16 protein-coding genes are annotated in these 16,325 nt (G+C 35.2%); 6 read left to right on the top strand and 10 right to left on the bottom strand.

Translation table 11 applies throughout. The features are described from left to right. The first annotated feature begins 158 nt into the window (after positions 1-158). Entirely contained in the window at positions 159-665 is a 507-nt protein-coding gene (locus J7604_RS15860) for a phosphoribosyltransferase family protein (protein WP_293897419.1), read from the top strand. Here the strand turns inward: J7604_RS15860 and J7604_RS15855 are convergent. From J7604_RS15855 to J7604_RS15820, 8 genes are all read right to left on the bottom strand, one after another. After that, entirely contained in the window at positions 662-1,909 is a 1,248-nt protein-coding gene (locus J7604_RS15855) for an ABC transporter permease (protein ID WP_293897417.1), read from the bottom strand. The genes J7604_RS15860 and J7604_RS15855 overlap by 4 nt on opposite strands. Further along, on the bottom strand, positions 1,902-2,816 hold the full coding sequence (locus tag J7604_RS15850) for an ABC transporter ATP-binding protein (RefSeq protein ID WP_293897415.1): 915 nt from the start codon (positions 2,814-2,816) through the stop codon (positions 1,902-1,904). The genes J7604_RS15855 and J7604_RS15850 overlap by 8 nt, the downstream gene beginning before the upstream one ends. Positions 2,817-2,954: 138 nt before the next feature. Then, a complete protein-coding gene (locus J7604_RS15845) occupies positions 2,955-3,833 on the bottom strand; it encodes a DUF72 domain-containing protein (RefSeq protein WP_293897413.1) in 879 nt (292 codons plus the stop codon). A 71-nt stretch (positions 3,834-3,904) separates the two neighbouring features. After that, on the bottom strand, positions 3,905-4,489 hold the full coding sequence (locus J7604_RS15840; protein WP_293897411.1) for a YdeI family protein: 585 nt from the start codon (positions 4,487-4,489) through the stop codon (positions 3,905-3,907). Between the two features lie 350 nt (positions 4,490-4,839). Continuing rightward, positions 4,840-5,598 (bottom strand): hypothetical protein, encoded by a 759-nt coding sequence (locus J7604_RS15835; protein WP_293897409.1) that lies wholly within the window; start codon positions 5,596-5,598, stop codon positions 4,840-4,842. A gap of 48 nt (positions 5,599-5,646) precedes the next feature. Then, on the bottom strand, positions 5,647-6,765 hold the full coding sequence (locus J7604_RS15830) for a hypothetical protein (protein WP_293897407.1): 1,119 nt from the start codon (positions 6,763-6,765) through the stop codon (positions 5,647-5,649). 2 nt (positions 6,766-6,767) lie between these two features. Then, on the bottom strand, positions 6,768-7,247 hold the full coding sequence (locus J7604_RS15825; protein WP_293897405.1) for a T9SS type A sorting domain-containing protein: 480 nt from the start codon (positions 7,245-7,247) through the stop codon (positions 6,768-6,770). 44 nt (positions 7,248-7,291) lie between these two features. Beyond that, positions 7,292-8,353, bottom strand: coding sequence for a hypothetical protein (locus J7604_RS15820; RefSeq protein ID WP_293897403.1), 1,062 nt, complete (start codon positions 8,351-8,353; stop codon positions 7,292-7,294). 362 nt (positions 8,354-8,715) lie between these two features. On the opposite strand from J7604_RS15820, the gene J7604_RS15815 reads away from it, so the two are divergent. After that, positions 8,716-9,393, top strand: a complete 678-nt coding sequence (locus J7604_RS15815) for a hypothetical protein (RefSeq protein ID WP_293897401.1) — start codon at positions 8,716-8,718, stop codon at positions 9,391-9,393. A gap of 255 nt (positions 9,394-9,648) precedes the next feature. On the opposite strand, the gene J7604_RS15810 is transcribed toward J7604_RS15815, so the two are convergent. Next, positions 9,649-11,256, bottom strand: a complete 1,608-nt coding sequence (locus J7604_RS15810) for a hypothetical protein (protein ID WP_293897399.1) — start codon at positions 11,254-11,256, stop codon at positions 9,649-9,651. A gap of 458 nt (positions 11,257-11,714) precedes the next feature. On the opposite strand from J7604_RS15810, the gene J7604_RS15805 reads away from it, so the two are divergent. Together J7604_RS15805 and J7604_RS15800 are read left to right on the top strand one after the other, a co-directional pair. Next, on the top strand, positions 11,715-12,386 hold the full coding sequence (locus J7604_RS15805; RefSeq protein WP_293897397.1) for a porin family protein: 672 nt from the start codon (positions 11,715-11,717) through the stop codon (positions 12,384-12,386). Positions 12,387-12,510: 124 nt separating this feature from the next. After that, positions 12,511-13,344, top strand: a complete 834-nt coding sequence (locus J7604_RS15800) for a hypothetical protein (protein WP_293897395.1) — start codon at positions 12,511-12,513, stop codon at positions 13,342-13,344. 196 nt (positions 13,345-13,540) lie between these two features. On the opposite strand, the gene J7604_RS15795 is transcribed toward J7604_RS15800, so the two are convergent. Then, the gene (locus tag J7604_RS15795; RefSeq protein ID WP_293897393.1) at positions 13,541-14,929 is read right to left on the bottom strand and encodes a PQQ-dependent sugar dehydrogenase; all 1,389 of its coding nucleotides are present in this window, start codon (positions 14,927-14,929) and stop codon (positions 13,541-13,543) included. Positions 14,930-15,306: 377 nt separating this feature from the next. Between J7604_RS15795 and J7604_RS15790 the strand changes: the two genes are divergently transcribed. Both J7604_RS15790 and J7604_RS15785 read left to right on the top strand, forming a co-directional pair. Then, complete coding sequence (locus J7604_RS15790; RefSeq protein ID WP_293897391.1) at positions 15,307-15,855, top strand: sigma-70 family RNA polymerase sigma factor; 549 nt, start codon at positions 15,307-15,309, stop codon at positions 15,853-15,855. A gap of 165 nt (positions 15,856-16,020) precedes the next feature. Beyond that, on the top strand, positions 16,021-16,242 hold the full coding sequence (locus J7604_RS15785; protein WP_293897389.1) for a hypothetical protein: 222 nt from the start codon (positions 16,021-16,023) through the stop codon (positions 16,240-16,242). The last annotated feature ends 83 nt before the right edge of the window (positions 16,243-16,325 follow it).

Below are 16,325 nucleotides of genomic sequence, written 5' to 3'. Positions count from 1 at the left end.
AACTATCTATTGTAAAAGGGTAACAAATTTAGTAAAATAGATTTTATCAACCAAACTCAGGATTAATTTTTTAGAAATTACCCTTTTCATTAAATTGCCCTCCATTAAATAAAATGGTATTGGATCTATAAAAAGTTCCTTTTTTAACAAGAAATAATATGGCTGGTGAGAAAAATTTAATCCTTAACAAACAACAGATACTACAGAAAATCAAGAGGATATCTTTTGAAATTTATGAAAACAATTTTTCTGAAGGAGAAATTGTACTGGCTGGAATCGATGAAAAAGGATATATTTTTGCCAAGCTTCTGAAAAATGAAATTGAAAGTATTTCTCCCTTAAGAGTGCTTCTTGTTAAAATTCAGCTTGATAAGCTTGCAGGAGTGCAAAGTGAAGTGCATTTGGACATTGATATTGAACAACTTAAGAACAAAACTGTCATCCTGGCAGATGACGTTTTAAATACTGGTCGTACTTTGGCCTATGCTCTTAAACCTTTCCTTAATATTGAATTAAATAAATTGCAAACTGTCGTAATTGTTGACAGAAGCCATCAATTGTTTCCTATCGCAGCTGACTATGTAGGTTATTCCCTTGCTACAACATTGAGGGAAAGGATTGATGTCGTTCTGGATGAAAACGATTACGGAGTTTATCTACATTAATCTTTATAAGAAAGCCATCTGAACAGTTCCTTCCAGGTGGCATTTTTTCCGTACATCAGAATTCCTACTCTATATATTTTTGCAGCAAACCAAGCAGCCAGCAAGAAGAAAGAGAATAGCGAAGCCATCGACAATACAATTTCCCAGGATGCTATACCAAATGGTATTCTCAACATCATTACAACAGGACTGGTAAACGGAATATAGGACAGTACTTTGGCCAAAGTACTGTCTGGCATTTCCAGTATTCTTGGGGCCATGATAAATGAAAAAATTAAGGGTAATGTTATCGGCAGCATGAATTGCTGGGTATCCGTCTCCGCATCAGAAGCTGCTCCAATTGCAGCAAACAAAGAACTGTAAAAAAGATACCCGACAAGAAAAAAGAAGATGAATACAGGAATGATCAACCCAAAATTAATTTGTCCGACAAAATTAAGCATGTCATTTACTTCCATCGCCTGAGCAGCGTCATGACTGGCTTTTAAAGTTTGATTGATGTTTTCGTCAGAAAAACGTTCGAGTTTGAACCTGTCAAAAATCCAACGGGATATGGTAAATGTAGTGAGTACCCATATCAAAAACTGAGTAAGGCTCACCAATGCAACTCCCAATATCTTTCCTACCATGAGCTGAAAAGGAGTTACAGAAGACACCACCACTTCAAGTATTCTATTGGCCTTTTCTTCAATGATGCTTTTCATTACCTGCACCCCATACAAGAATATAAAAAAGTAAACCAAAATAGCAGAGAACAAGCCAACAGAAGCCGCAGCCTCTCCAGCATTCTTTTCTACCAATCTTGTCTCTGTGAAATTAATGTCATACAAAGACGCTTCTTGGATATTGAGATCTTTCTTAAGTTTATTTCTGGCAATGGCCAGTTTTAAAGCCTGCTCTATTCCTTTCCTTTCTTCTGAGGATATATTTGAAGCATTAATAAGACTTGCATTAATAACTCCGGATGAATCAGAAGGTAGAATAATGAGATGTGATGGCGCACTTTCGCCTGGCGTTTCATGATCCGAAAAGATAATAAACGGAGCTTCCAACTGTTCATTCAATACATTTTGCTGGTCTACAACAACAACTACTTTCTCTTTAGTCTGTGGTGTAGTGAGCCATGCAGGAACAATCATTAAAACGAGAAAAATCAGAGGGCCTAAAAAAGAAAGGATAAGAAAAGCTTTTTTTCTGACTCTTATAATATATTCTCTTTGAAGGATTAACCAAACTTTATTCATTACTATCTCCCTTTATCTTGTCTATAAATATTTCATGAAGTGATGGTAGCTCTTCCTTGAAATTCCGGAAACTGATATGCGGCATCAATACCTCAATGATTTTATTAAGAGCCACTCCAGGCGCAGGAGCCAGCGTCGCAATAATCTGATTGCTGGTTAACGATTCTGTTTCTACTATTTCGTATAAGAGTTTATTTTCAGGCAACGTACCTTCTCCTTCAATGACAAGTCTGTTCTTTTTTACTCCTTCTTTGATCCTTTTCACCTCTCCTTCAAGAATATTTTTTCCTTTGTTTATAAGCACAATTTTATCACACAACTCTTCCGCATTTTCCATTCTGTGCGTTGAAAGCAAAATCGTTTTCCCTTCTTTTTTAAATCTGAAAATATAGTTTTTAAGCAATTCTGCATTTACCGGATCAAAGCCTGAGAAAGGCTCGTCGAGTATTATGAGGTCGGGATTATGAATAATGCTGGCAATGAATTGTACTTTTTGCTGCATTCCTTTGGATAGAGAATCTAAAGAGTGATTCTTCCAGTTGTCGAGGCCGGTTTCTTCAAGAAAAAATGTAGTTCTAGCTTTAGCTTCAGATGAAGCAACTCCTTTCAGTCTGGCAAAATAAACAAGTTGTTCTTCTACCTTCATCTTTTTATATAAGCCTCTTTCTTCAGGCAGATAGCCAATTCTTTGCTGGCAATCAGAAGTGAATTTGTTTCCCTGGAAAAGATACACTCCTTTATCAGGACCTAATATACCTGTGAGTATTCTGAGAAGGGTTGTCTTTCCTGCTCCATTGGGACCAAGGATACCATAGATGCTGCCTTGCTTTATCCCGAGTGATATTTCGCTCAGTGCTTGAAAATCACCATAGGATTTAGAAAGATTTTCTGTTTTTACTATTTCCAAAAGATTCAGAGTATGGAGTAAAATTAATAAGGAGAAATGAGATTATGGAATCGGGATTCATCTGATTTAAGGATTAACGGGATTATTTCAGAATCCCAGTAATCCTTTAATCAATTAATCCGATTCTAAGATTTAACTCTACTTACTATCCAACGTCTTCGGAATCTGAATATCCAGATCAAAAGCCTTGTTAAGCTTCTTAATAAAATAAGCTGAAAGTAGTGGTGACTCCTTCTCTACATTTTGATGTACAAAAAAATACAACTCCTGTAATCCCTCTTCTCTCCATTTCTTAATTCTTTTCAACCAGTCATCAAGACGTGTATAATCACTTTCATGATTTGCTCCGACATATCTTATAAATGCCTTTGGAGTGGTAAGTCTCATGTGCAACATGTCTCTTCTGCCAGCAGTGTCAACAATGATGTTGGTCTTTTTCTTAGCTTCCATTAATTTATAAAAACGTTCTGCCTCTTTAGAATCTTCGAACCAGGCTTTATTTCTAAGTTCGATAGCAAGGGGGATTGCCTTTGGAAAATTGTTGATAAATGTCTCTACCCTATCAAAATTCTTAGGACCAAAATTATCATGCATCTGCAGAAACACCATTCCAAGTTTCTTGTCAAATTCAGATACAGCATCACAAAACTCTTCTACAACAGGTTGCACATCTATCAGTCTTTTAAAATGACTTATACTATTGGTCAACTTTGGAAAGAATCTGAAATCTGCTGGAGTCTTTTCTTTCCAGATCAAAACCTGCTCTTTGGAAGGCGCATTATAAAAGGTGGCATTAAGCTCTATGCTATTGAATTGGGATGAATAATATGTCAGTTCATCTTTTGTGCCTTTAGGATAAAAATTTTTTAAATCTGTTTTATTCCATTTTGCACAGCCAACATATACTTTGAAAGGCTTGTCTTTTTGGTTCTCCGAAAGCATCTTTCCAGTGTCTTTATGGTCTGGGGGCAACTTAAATTCTATTTCTTCAGGATTGTCTACTACGCCAAATTTCATAATGTCTTTGTTAATGGTTAAACATTTACTCTGGCAATTTAAATATTTAATCCAAATAGAAAAGACAATACCTAGCTTAGCATTTTTTCAGCTTCACATTCTCTTATCAGGGTATCCAATCTTTCTTCTCTTATGTTCCTTTGATCTGAGCTCATTATCCAGCTGAGCACCGTGCGTTTATAGGAAGGTGCAGTTGCATTAAAAAAACTCCAGGCTTTACTATTCGCTTTAAATTTTTCTTCTAAAAATTCATCCAATTTTGCCTCGACCTTTTCAAAGGGAAACACGTCGGAATCACATCCTTGTCTGTTATTAAATACTTCTATGCCCTCAAACTTCATTAACCCCTTTTCCAAAAGTTCTTCTACTTTCTTTATATGCTCCGGACTCCAGGCACTTTTAGGTTTTCTTGGTGTGAATCGGATTACATAACCCTCTTTATCAAGAGATTTCCTCACTCCCTCAATCCAGCCAAAACACAGGGCTTGATCAACAGATTGAGATAAGGTGATTCCTTTTCTCTCTGATTCCTCTTTATAATAACCTATTAATAGCTCCTTTTTCTTCTTATAATTTTTTTCAAACCAATTCCGAAGCTCTTTTTCTTCAGTAAAAAACATTGGTCCCATATGCCACATTTTAATTCCCGTTTCCATCTATTCATTAAAACAATAATTTAGGTTATATTGGTTTTTAAGCACTTTCAAACCCTTAAAACATACTGTTTTACAGCAAATTGCAATACAGAAGATTAAAATATTGGACAAGTTAACTCGCTTTTAAAAACTTCAATTGTTTAAAGATCCGGCTAAAGGGTATTTTTAGACTAAAAGGATTTAGAATACAGAGTGCAATCTCAATTAGATTTTTATAATTAATAGGAAGCATAAAAAAAGAAAAAAGATAAACCGAAATCAAAAAATAAGACTCCATTACAAACGGCTTAAAAATAAAGTCCTGCATTGAGTATCGGATGCAGGACTTTTATTTTTAGAATATCTTAAGATTAAATTTCTTCTCTCGCTCCTATTATTCTCGCAGCATCTGAATAACCTTCTTCCTTCAGTCTGATGACAATGCGAATAATTTCTTTCAAATTTCTTGCAGTGCCATGCAATGCCACATTATGGTAATGATCTTTTTCATCCGGGAATCGCTCTGCTTTATCATACACACGAATATGAGCACTCACATCCACCAGGTTGGTATGAAGATCTATTAACAAAGATACAAGCTCAGGAGCCAAATACTCTGAATATTTCATGTTGATCAACATCCAGATATCTTCTGCTTTTTCATCAAAGTAATCGTAACTATCATTATTGAAAAAGGTAAGATCAATCCTCTCAGATAACTTCTCCGCAGAAATGTGTTCCAGCTCATTTAAGAACTTTTCTCTTTGCTTTCTTATCTGGTGTATTACTTCTTCTTCTTTCATTCTGTGATTGAACTCAGGCTTGAAACCAAACACTCTCGTTGCAACCCCATCTCTAACCCTATTAATTGTGCGGCCGATCAGATAATCAATATGCTCTTGTACTATAAGCCATCTCTTTGCTTTAGACTTCACAAGCAATACATCAATTACAAAAAGCGTAAATGCCGCTCCGATGATCTCCGACAAGACATTTGCGGAAAGGTCCTGATCTACCCATCTCAATGCAATAGAAATTGCTGCAGCTATTCCAATTGCAAGATATATCAGAACCGGCCTGTCTGATTTGCTGGCTTTGCTTTTCTTGGCTTTGTCTCTTAAGGTTGACATAAAAATTTAAAATCAAATTTCCGATTTTTTATTTACAAAATAGTGAATCTACTCAATTCTGGTAAATGTTAAGGTATGATCTTCACTAAGTGTAACAGGCGGCGAAGAACCAGGACGATCATATAGAATAGTAAGGGTAGCCTTAAATGTCGTGATGTTGGTAATATCATTTATTAAACCGGCCACATTAAAATAAGCAGTGGGGTCCGCAAGGGTCCTTGTTCCAATTGGCCCTAGGAAGGATATTAATCCAAGCACATTCCCGCCATAATTTAAGCTGGCCATTTTATCTTTCAACAAAATATGACCATTCCGAATAATATTACTAGTAAATTGAAATTTTTCAGAGTCAATAACTTTTATTACTTCTGTATAAGTCGTATCCTTTCCACCATAAGTATCCACAACTTTCCATTTACCAGCTAAATACTTACTGATTGAATCTTCAATAATTTTAACAGTGAGTTTTCCACTTCTCATCTTACCAGATGCCGCTTTCCCTTGCACAGGTATTTCATAATCACCTGGATTCAAATTTTTATCAATGGTTATGGTTAAAGCTTGCTTTGTTGCAATACCATCTTTATTAACACTAAAATTCTCAGGTGATACAGTTATTCCATTAGGAGTATTGTTAAAAAACATTTCAACAGTTCCATGTTCATACATGTATGATTCAGTGCCTGCGTTAAACTTGGTGTTAGTTTCTCCTTGTTTCAAAATATTTTGAGAGCCATTAATAATTGGCCTAAAATCATAAGGTATATTGGAGACATTTTCTGCATTAACGGCATAGTTAGCCACCGGCACAGGCAGTATTCTGGATTTACCCATATCTTCAATTCCTGTCCCTGCATTCATCTCTGTCTGTATCCAAAGTTCTTGGCTTCTCCAATCTACTTCATTAAACTTTCCTTGCTCAACTATCCCTTCTCCTACTACAAGAGAAAATCTACCGGCATCGTCTGTTTTCAAAGAATGACTTTCTTTATAAAAGAGCTTATCAGGTGATGTACTTAAAATAGAAATGTAAATTGATATATTCTGATTTGATATTGGGGCACCAGTTTTCATCTTTGCAACACCCTGATAGTAAAATCCAGAATTCTGAGCAAAACAAATCGCTTGCAACAAGCAAAGGCAAGCAAGAGTAAAAATTCTTTTCATTATTATAGCTTAATTATTTTTTCAAACTTTCTTTCTGAGGTTGCTTTATTGATTATCTCAATGTAGTAACAACCGCCTGTAATAGCAGGACTAAATCTTGCTTCTTTTGTCTGAGCACTTTGTAATGTGGCAATCCATGTTCCTTGAATGTTGTAAATGTTTATTTCATATTCAGAAGTATTATCCAATTTTATCTGAAACTGATCTGTAAAAGGATTGGGAAAAACATTTATGCTTAATTCCTTCTCTTCATTTAATGAAGTAACCACATTTGCTTCCAGATCCTTTCCTATAAACCCTAGTGATAACTTATAAGAATCCGAAACTGAGGACATCACAACAGGCTCCCCGAATGTAAAAGTCAATGCATACTGACCTGAACTTGTGGAGTTCCCGGATGAGCTGATGATGTGTTCTGTATGTTGTCCTTTTGCTTCCATTATAAGAAAAGACAATACCATTATTAAAAGAATATTTTTCATATCATTTAAAAATCTACTATTCATATTAAAACCAATGACCTATTCTATCTTGTGAAAGTCAAATTAAAATAATCAATTGTTTGCCTAAAATTGACATCATATCTACGTTGAACTGTCATAACCATTTTTTTTGCATTAAAAAAATCAACAAAACCAGCTTCCGTATTGCTCAAGGAAGGATTGGTAAACGGAACGTATTCAATTTTCAAACCATAATTACCGCCATTTGCTGTGATCTTACCAATCTGGTTGTTAAGCAATGGAAGACCTCCAAATAAAACACTATTGGAAAATTTAACAGTCATACTGTCCACAATAACTATATTTTCAATGTACGTGGTATCCGGCATTCCGGAACGACCCACTGTAACATTCCATTTACCAGCAACATATTTACTAAGTGAGTCTTCAATGACATTGAACAATAATTTACCCGTCCGCTCCTTTCCAGAAGCTGCCTTGGCTGTATAAGGTACCTCATACGTTCCTAGTGCCATATTTCTGCCCGGCGTAACAGAAACTGACTTTCCATTACCAAGTAAAGTAAAATTTAAAGGTGAAATATTTGCACCAGATGCGGTATTTTCCACAAAAACCTGTACGGGTTCGTGTTCATATAAATACGTTACAACCTCAAGCCCCACGAATCCACTTTCGCCTTGTTTAATCTTAATCGGGAAAGAGGAAGTGTTAATCTTAAAATCGTAAGGAATCTTCAGTGCGTTCAGTGCATAAGCAGCGACAGGGACAGGCAATATCCTTGATTTCCCCATATCTTCGACACCCATGCCAGCATCCATTTCTGTCTGTATCCACAGCTCTTTGCTTCTCCAGTCTACTTCAATGAATTTTCCTTGAACCTCAGTTCCCTCTCCAACTACCAGTGAAAATCTTCCCGCATCATCTGTTTTTACCAAATGGCTTTCTTTATAAAAGAGTTTATCAGGAGATGTACTTAAAATAGAAATGTAAATTGAAATAGTTTGATTCGTTATTGGAATTCCACCTTTCATTTTAGCAACTCCTTGGTAATAAAAGCCTGAGTTCTGTGCAAAACAAAGCACCTGCAGCATACAAAGGCATGCCAATGTAAAAATCTTCTTCATTAATATAGCTTAATTATTTTTTCAATATTCCTCTAGGAACCATCCCTGATCTTTAAAAATTAATTCTTAAAGAATTTTTTAAAAGTTAAAAATTACTTTCTGTCCTTTTAAGAAGGATATAACACTAATATACAAAAAAACCTCCTAAGCCCTTCTCTATTGTAAATGAATTCTAATGATTAGATTACATTTTGAATTCATTATAAAGAATTATACTGCATAAAAGCGATCACATCCTGCAGACAAAGCATGCATAATACTGAAATTCAAGCCCCTCATAACCAAATAAAAATTTTATTTTCAACTAAATAGTAATAACTTTAAAATCATATTTTTCAACAAAATCTATAACCAAAGATTAAATGGGTACATTAGCAAGGTTTAAACTTGACAAGTTTGTTAATCAATTTAAATTAAAATCATTTTTTGAAACAGGTTCTTTTAAAGGTGATGGCATTCAGGTAGCCGTTGATGCAGGATTTCATGAGATCATCTCAACGGAAATCATGGATGAATTTTACAATTTGTGCAGAGAACGATTCAAGACCAATGACAATGTAAAAATTGTAAAAGGCAACAGCTTTGACCTGGTACCCCAACTTTTAACAAATGCAGATCTACCTACATTTTATTGGCTCGATGCTCATTTTCCTGGTGCTGACGGAGGAATATTAGGATACAATGATGAGAAAATCGAGGAAGTTAAATATCCTTTAGAAAAGGAAATAGAGCAAATACTTGCAGTAAAAAAACAGATTGCTAATGACGTTTTCCTGATAGACGACTTAAGAATTTATGAAGACGGAAACTTTGATCATGGCAATTTGCCTGACAACATAGCCCGTCCTAAAAACAGAAATATTGATTTTGTTTATAAACTCCTTGGCAATACTCATACCGTTATCAGGCTATATAATGATGAAGGATATATCCTATGCGTACCTAAGCATAGTGAGTTTATTGAAAGTGAATTTGTTAATCCATCTAAGAAAAAGAAGTCTTTAAGAAAATTTTTAAAGAAGCTTTTTGCGATGAATTAACTTTGATCAAGGCAAGATTCTATTAATTAAAAGAGCCGGAAGATCTGCCATCTTCGGGCTCTTCTTTTTATAAAGCCTGAAAACGGACCTCATCCTGATTCTCTCCCGCAAAGAGAAGGATTTTATCTAACAGGTGCTAAAAAAGTAAATAATACCTGACTCATTTGCTCTTTCTATGAACAAGGAATATTTAAGCAAATAATAAAGGGCAACCCTTTTATAGAGCTGCCCTTTACTTTCATTTATATAAGATAATTACTTCAACAATTCCATCTTAACCATTCCGTCCTGCTTACCTTTAAGGTATATTTCCAAAAGGAAGGTTTTATCTGCTGAATCAAATATCCTTGGCGTTTTAAACTGGAATGCTTCAACACCATTGATATTTTCTATATTGAAAAGAGGATGTCTTTCATAGTTACCTGTTGCATCATTGATTTTAAATGCAGTCAAGTATCCTCCTTTTCCATCCTGATGCTTAGCAGGAGCTTCATCCTTTCCTATGTCTGCATTTTTAATATTATCTAAGAAAAGTACATACTCAGCCTCTTTAGATTTGATGAAACGAATACCCATTCCACCTTTACCAAGTGTTCCTATCTGGGTCTTAGGTAATTTTTTCATCCAAAGCAGTTTCCCTTTTGCATCAATTTTAGTCACAATAACATCAGCATAATAATAAACTGTAGTTTGTCTCGTACCTACAAACTCATTTCTTATATATTGCTGCTCTCCAACAATGACGGTGCTTCCATCTTCTGCCTGAACAAGGTTGGTCATTTTTACATCATTGATACCTGCTTTACCTTCACCTTCTCTTTTAGCATTTTTAGCTTGCGCTCTTCCAGATTCAAATTGATTGATCAATTCAATTGGAAATTCATAATCATGTTTTTCAAGAATCTTTCCATTCTGATCCATTTTGAAGTGAAGGATACCGTTTGTATTAAAGCTTAATGCTCCTGCTCCAGTCCAGTTTACCGTTACATCCATTCCATTTGCATAAAAACCTGTACAGGTAATATTTCCATCAGCAGCTTCGCGAAGCTTAAATTCCTGAAAAAACAATTTGCCATCAATATCCATTTTGTGAGGAGTAACAGAAAGGTCTTTATTGATTGTCAGCAACTGAAATTCCTTTGTCTCATTTATCGCAGCAAGCATAAATGCTTTCCCATCTTTACTTACAGTATAAGCAAGGTTATTCATTTGCTTCTCAGTGTAAGGCATTTTGGCTTCACCGCCCCATTGCTTGTTAAATGCTGCATCAAATACATAGAAACCTATTATATCAAAGCTTTTTGAATCTTTTTTGGTTTCTGGCTTTGTTCTGTAACGAAGCATGATTTTGGAGTTGTCAAATGAAGTTAATACTTCAAATCTTATTGCTCCTGCACCAAACATACCTGGCAAACCATCTACGTATGAGCTGACAGTTACTTCTGAGCTGGTAGAAAAGAGTAATTTAGGGCTTAGAAAAGTTCCGTCAGCCATATTAATTTCTCTTACATATAGGTCTTCTACTTTGGCTTTCTTGTTGAATGAACTAAAAATGTAATATAGTTTATCGCCAACCTTCATTACCTTTTGCACCTTATTGTAAGGAGGAAAATCTTCGTATGTTTTTCTACTTACTTCTTTCATCGTAGAAGCATTAAAACGCTGAATGAATACTTTCTCCGCGTCTGTTTTCACAGAAATTGCATTGCCTTTTCCATCGGAAAAATACTCCTTACTTGCACCATCAATCACCTGGAAAGGCTCGCTGACGGTTACCTTAAAATCTTTTGATAAATTAACTTGTCCAAAAGATGAAAATTGAATTGTTAGTAAAAGTACTAGTAAAAGTTTTAGTCTATTCATATTAAAAAAAGGTTTATGTTTAAAGATTAAATTTAACACAATTTCATTGAGTGACAACTATTTAAAAGATGACACAGATTATTAGATTATGAATTTTTCAGCAGCAATATGACCGGGTTATAAACCTTCACGCATATCCCTCTAAAATACACGCCTGATACCCATAAAATTCTGACAAAAAAATTACCATTCCTAATACGCTGAGCATTAAATATTTGTTCTGAATCTTTAGAAGCACTGCATCCCTTCTCTCCAAGCCCAGCAATATGATTGATGAGAGACATCCATTTTGTAGGCTAAGCCAAATTAAAATAATATTAAAGCCAGCAGCCTTATATTTTGGCAAAGCTCTGTTTCTCTATTATATTTACATAGCTCTGTCCAATCATTATAGGGATTTATCGTCAGAACCTTAACATTAGTGGAGCATAGAGGTTAAAATATAATAATTCACTTTTATGAAAGCCCTTACTTTTTTCCTATATGTTTTGCTATTTGCAAGTGTTCATGAAGCCACTTCTCAATCCTTGTTTATTGGACCTAAAGTGGGATTAAATCTAAGCAGGTTAAATGGATTGACTGATGGAAAGACAAGACCAGGTACAATTGCCGGACTTTCGGTAACATGGGAAAAGTTCCCTAATGTAGGATTTAATGCAGATTTCCTAATATCTTCTAAAGGAGCGAGAAGAACAGGGCAAATAAGTACAGACTCTTCCAACCTAAAATGGAATTCATATTTAAATCTTGTATACCTTGAAATTCCTTTACTCATCGAAGTATATTTAAGAAAAAAAGATCAACCCTTCAGACCTAAATTTTTTACTGGTGTATCTACCGCTTTTAGATTGGAAGCTTCAGAATCAATGCGATATACCAAAGATCTGGCTAATGGCGATTTTGAGAGCTTTTCCGGGAGTCAAATAAAATCAAGCGATTACAAAAAGAATGACATTGGACTGATTTGCGGGGCCGGATTTCAATACAGGATCGGAAATAGGACCAACTTCATTTTTGACGCAAGGTATACTTATGGGTTAACAAACATCCAAAGTAACAGTCAATCAACACCTTTGAATAACCGCGCCTTTTCTATCCTTTTAGGTATACATTATCAAATAAGTAAATAATCATCTAAAACTTATGTGTGACCGAAGCATGTAAGAAATCGGAATACAAAGATCCGCTAATTAATATCCTCCTGCCTTAACTTTACAGCAAGTTCTCAGATTGATCATTAATTTGTTGGTTCCTTTGAAGTCTTCATTACGAAAAAGCTTACGCAGCTTTTTATTCTTCCTCCCTTTCTCATCCTTCGTATTCATTTCCAATGCCCAGGATAACACCTCCTCTTCCGGAAAGAATGGTAGCTCATTTTATCTGATGTGGGGATATAACCGAGATATGTATTCACGTTCTACCTTGCACTTTGCAGGAAGTAATCCTAATGGTAGCTATGATTTTAAAGTAGAAAAAGCACGAGCTCATGACCAGCCAGACATGGACAATTTCTTTCGCACTCCTCCAACCGTTCCTCAATACAATCTGAATATAGGTTTCATGTTCAATGAAAAGAAAGGTTGGGGTATTGAAGGAAGCTGGAACCATTTGAAGTATGTTATGAATGACAATGAAGTCAGACATGTTAAAGGTGAAATCTATGGCCAGCGCATTGATAAGGATACATTGATAACTCCGGATTTTGTTAAGTTTGAACATACCAACGGAAATAACTATCTGATGATATCGTTAGTCAAAAGGCTGGTTATATATGAATCAAAAAATAAGAATCTCCGCTTTGGAGGGCTCGTAAAACCAGGTGGTGGTGTGTTGATTCCCAAAACTGATTCAAGAGTTCTTGGCTACCATAACGACGGTCCTTTCAAACTATCAGGTATAGTTATAGGAGTAACAGGATCTCTTAGAATTGATTTATTTAAATACTTCTTCCTTGACACTGGATTACAGGCCGCAGAAGCCTTCTATACATGGGGTAAAATATATAACGGAAGAGTAAAACATAACTTCCTCTCTCTTCAATATACTTATGCAGCCGGTATTAATATTCCGATCGGACATAAATTATAACGAAGAAAATCTTCTGATTTATTATAAGCAGCTGGATTCAGTCGTTGGCTTTGGGTAATGCATACACAGCTATCTATTCTAGAACTCCAATTAAGAAATTAAATAAAAAGCCAGTTCATTATAAACTGGCTTTTAAACATCTATAAGACTCTTGACTTAGATGAACATCAAAGTCAAGAGCTTTAAATTGAATTTATTATAATTTACGACACTTTATCGTTGTGCTGCTTTCTCCTGATTTAAGAATGATCAGATACATGCCAGAAGGAAGATCGTTAATGTCTATTTTCATTTTCCCGGCATCGAATAAATTATCTGACACCAGTAGTGAACGAAGCACTTTGCCCTGACTGTTGCAAATTACTATTTCATTTTTTCCAGCAATATCAGCCGCATCAATAGTAAAAATATCAGTGACCGGATTCGGATATAAACGTATGTTGCTATTGTTTGAAGGCCTTTCAACCAGCCCGGTTACTACTTGATTTGTTCTTAATAGAATCAGACTATTCGGACTTTCTGTCAAAGCATAAATTTTTCCATCAGGTGAGACCTCAACATCTCTGAATCTCGCATAATTCTGCATGAATGAATAAGTAGCAACATGTTTATCATCCTTTATTTTCACCCACTGAATTTGTTTTCCGGCAAGAGCTCCTAAAATAAAATTCACCTCATTGACTTGCTGATTCTGCACATTTGCAATTGCCAACCCACAAGGGGCAATAGAAGGAACCCAATACCTGATAGGTTGTTCCATTCCTGCTTTTGCAGTATCCATGGTAATAGTGCTTCCGTCATAATTCTTACCGAAAGTTATTTTAGGCCAGCCGTAGTTATTCGCAGCCTCAATTAAGTTGAGCTCATCTCCACCCATTGGCCCATGTTCATGCGCATAGATCTTATTTGTTTCAGGGTGAATAACCAATCCTTGCATATTTCTATGGCCATAACTAAAAATTTCTGGCTTTGCTCCATTTACACCTACAAATGGATTGTCAACTGGAACAGACCCATCGTCATTCAGACGAATAATTTTACCCAAATGATTTTCTAATAACTGAGCATTATCCTGCTCCTGCCTTTCACTTGAGGTAAAAATAAGGTGATTGTCTTTATCAAAAGCTATACGGCTGCCATAATGATTAGTACCGCTTTTAAAAGGCAAGGCTCTGAATATTTCAGAAAAGCCTGTTAGCTGATTGTTATTTAATACACCTCTGCCAATTGCAAGTGTTGTTCCTCCAGATCCTGAAATGGAATACGAAAGATAAACATACTTATTAGACGAAAAATCAGGATGAATGGCGACATCCAGTAGTCCGCCTTGCCCCGCTGTAGAGACTGAAGGAACTCCACTGATTTGTGTCTTGGTATCAGTAGAGATGACATATCTGAACAGTTTTCCGCTTTTCTCTGTAAACAGTATTTCATTTGAAGAAATAAAACACATCCCCCAGGGTTGTGCCATTTCATTAGAAGACAGAAGAACCTTATCTAGTTCCAGTGTGGGAGCCTGTGCCAAACATTTTAACACAGAAACAGACATTAAAATGCTTAATGTAAAGTAGAGCTGTTTTTTCATATTGAGTTAAATAATGGTTCTAGTAAGAATAAGGTAATAGTATAAACAAGACTAAAGGCCATACAGCATCTGTTTTTAAAAGATGCACAATACGGCCGCAAGATTAAAGTGCCTCAATTTTAGGACTAAAATCATTCGAATTTTAAAGTACTTGATGCTATTATTATGTGGAGACCAAGGAAAACTTGGCTAGTTGATAATCCCTCAATTATCAACGATGTAAATATATACACTGAAACTTAAAAAAGTAAACATAAGATTGTGAACCATATCCAGCTGGAATTTGATAAGGGAAATAGTTTTTTTATAAAAAAGATATCTATGGGTGATTTTTTAAGTCTTTAGGTATTAATTAAATCACCAATTATATTCATGTAATGGGAAATTTAACTGACAATAATATCGTCGAGCAATTAAGATCGGAAGATAATGAGGCTTTCGAAAGACTATATCATTATTATTTTCCTGCAATCTTATCTTTTATAAAACGTAATAAAGGAAACGAAGCCGATGCTGAAGATATCTTTCAGGAAGCTGTGCTTGTTCTTATACAAAAAATAAGGCAGCCTGACTTTATTCTGACATCTGCATTAAAGACCTATTTGTTTGCTATTTCAAAAAACCTTTGGTTGAAAAAACTTCGAGCCAACAAGCTATCAACCTATGACAACCTAGAGATATGCCAAAATGATGTTGAGTTACCATTTGAAGAATCTGAGAAAAGCAGAGACCAAAAGCTTGCTGGATGGTTGAAAAAAATTACTGAAAACTGCCAAAAGATCCTTATGGCAATATTTTTTTATAAAGAGCCCATGGATAACCTAATAAAAAAAATGGGTTGGAAAAATAAACATACAGCTGCCAACCAGCAATATAAATGCATCCAACAATTGAAAAAACAAAGGGCAATAGAAGAAGGAACTTAAGATTCCTTTTTTAATTTATTCAGTTGGGTGATAGGCAGTCTTTTCTGGTATTAAGTAGAAAAAATCTTTATGAATAAATCTACTAAAATTCTTCTTTGCATTATCTCAATCGGCCTAACAGGAATGTGTGTTTATTATTTATTCGGACACTAAAGAATACAGAAGATGAAAGAGTCAATTAACATTTGGGGAATTAAAGAATATGAAGACATTGGTGCAAGTTGCCCATATATCCCAGCTAAATTACCTTGGTATAAAAAAGTACTGCTTTTCTTCTTCCGGTTTGGAGTTTGTCCTGCCTGTATGACAATGAGTATTGCTTATAGTTTAAAGGGTGCTCGAAGCAAGATAGCTTCACAAATAAAAGTAGTTAACAAACCTTCTTGAATACTTTCATTACTGCAGTCTTTCATTACCTGCCGAGATAAAAAAATAGAGGCCGATCAGAAATGATCGGCCTCTATTTTTAA

Source organism: Sporocytophaga sp., from assembly GCF_017745095.1.
Lineage (GTDB): Bacteria > Bacteroidota > Bacteroidia > Cytophagales > Cytophagaceae > Sporocytophaga.
This window is presented reverse-complemented; position numbering and strand designations above follow the sequence as displayed.

Excerpts from the sequence above, each read along its gene's own strand:
- J7604_RS15860 (WP_293897419.1), top strand. The coding sequence starts at position 159 with ATGGCTGGTGAGAAAAATTTAATCCTTAACAAACAACAGATACTACAG.
- J7604_RS15855 (WP_293897417.1), bottom strand. The coding sequence starts at position 1,909 with ATGAATAAAGTTTGGTTAATCCTTCAAAGAGAATATATTATAAGAGTC.
- J7604_RS15845 (WP_293897413.1), bottom strand. The coding sequence starts at position 3,833 with ATGAAATTTGGCGTAGTAGACAATCCTGAAGAAATAGAATTTAAGTTG.
- J7604_RS15840 (WP_293897411.1), bottom strand. The coding sequence starts at position 4,489 with ATGGAAACGGGAATTAAAATGTGGCATATGGGACCAATGTTTTTTACT.
- J7604_RS15835 (WP_293897409.1), bottom strand. The coding sequence starts at position 5,598 with ATGTCAACCTTAAGAGACAAAGCCAAGAAAAGCAAAGCCAGCAAATCA.
- J7604_RS15830 (WP_293897407.1), bottom strand. The coding sequence starts at position 6,765 with ATGAAAAGAATTTTTACTCTTGCTTGCCTTTGCTTGTTGCAAGCGATT.
- J7604_RS15825 (WP_293897405.1), bottom strand. The coding sequence starts at position 7,247 with ATGAAAAATATTCTTTTAATAATGGTATTGTCTTTTCTTATAATGGAA.
- J7604_RS15820 (WP_293897403.1), bottom strand. The coding sequence starts at position 8,353 with ATGAAGAAGATTTTTACATTGGCATGCCTTTGTATGCTGCAGGTGCTT.
- J7604_RS15815 (WP_293897401.1), top strand. The coding sequence starts at position 8,716 with ATGGGTACATTAGCAAGGTTTAAACTTGACAAGTTTGTTAATCAATTT.
- J7604_RS15810 (WP_293897399.1), bottom strand. The coding sequence starts at position 11,256 with ATGAATAGACTAAAACTTTTACTAGTACTTTTACTAACAATTCAATTT.
- J7604_RS15805 (WP_293897397.1), top strand. The coding sequence starts at position 11,715 with ATGAAAGCCCTTACTTTTTTCCTATATGTTTTGCTATTTGCAAGTGTT.
- J7604_RS15795 (WP_293897393.1), bottom strand. The coding sequence starts at position 14,929 with ATGAAAAAACAGCTCTACTTTACATTAAGCATTTTAATGTCTGTTTCT.
- J7604_RS15790 (WP_293897391.1), top strand. The coding sequence starts at position 15,307 with ATGGGAAATTTAACTGACAATAATATCGTCGAGCAATTAAGATCGGAA.
- J7604_RS15785 (WP_293897389.1), top strand. The coding sequence starts at position 16,021 with ATGAAAGAGTCAATTAACATTTGGGGAATTAAAGAATATGAAGACATT.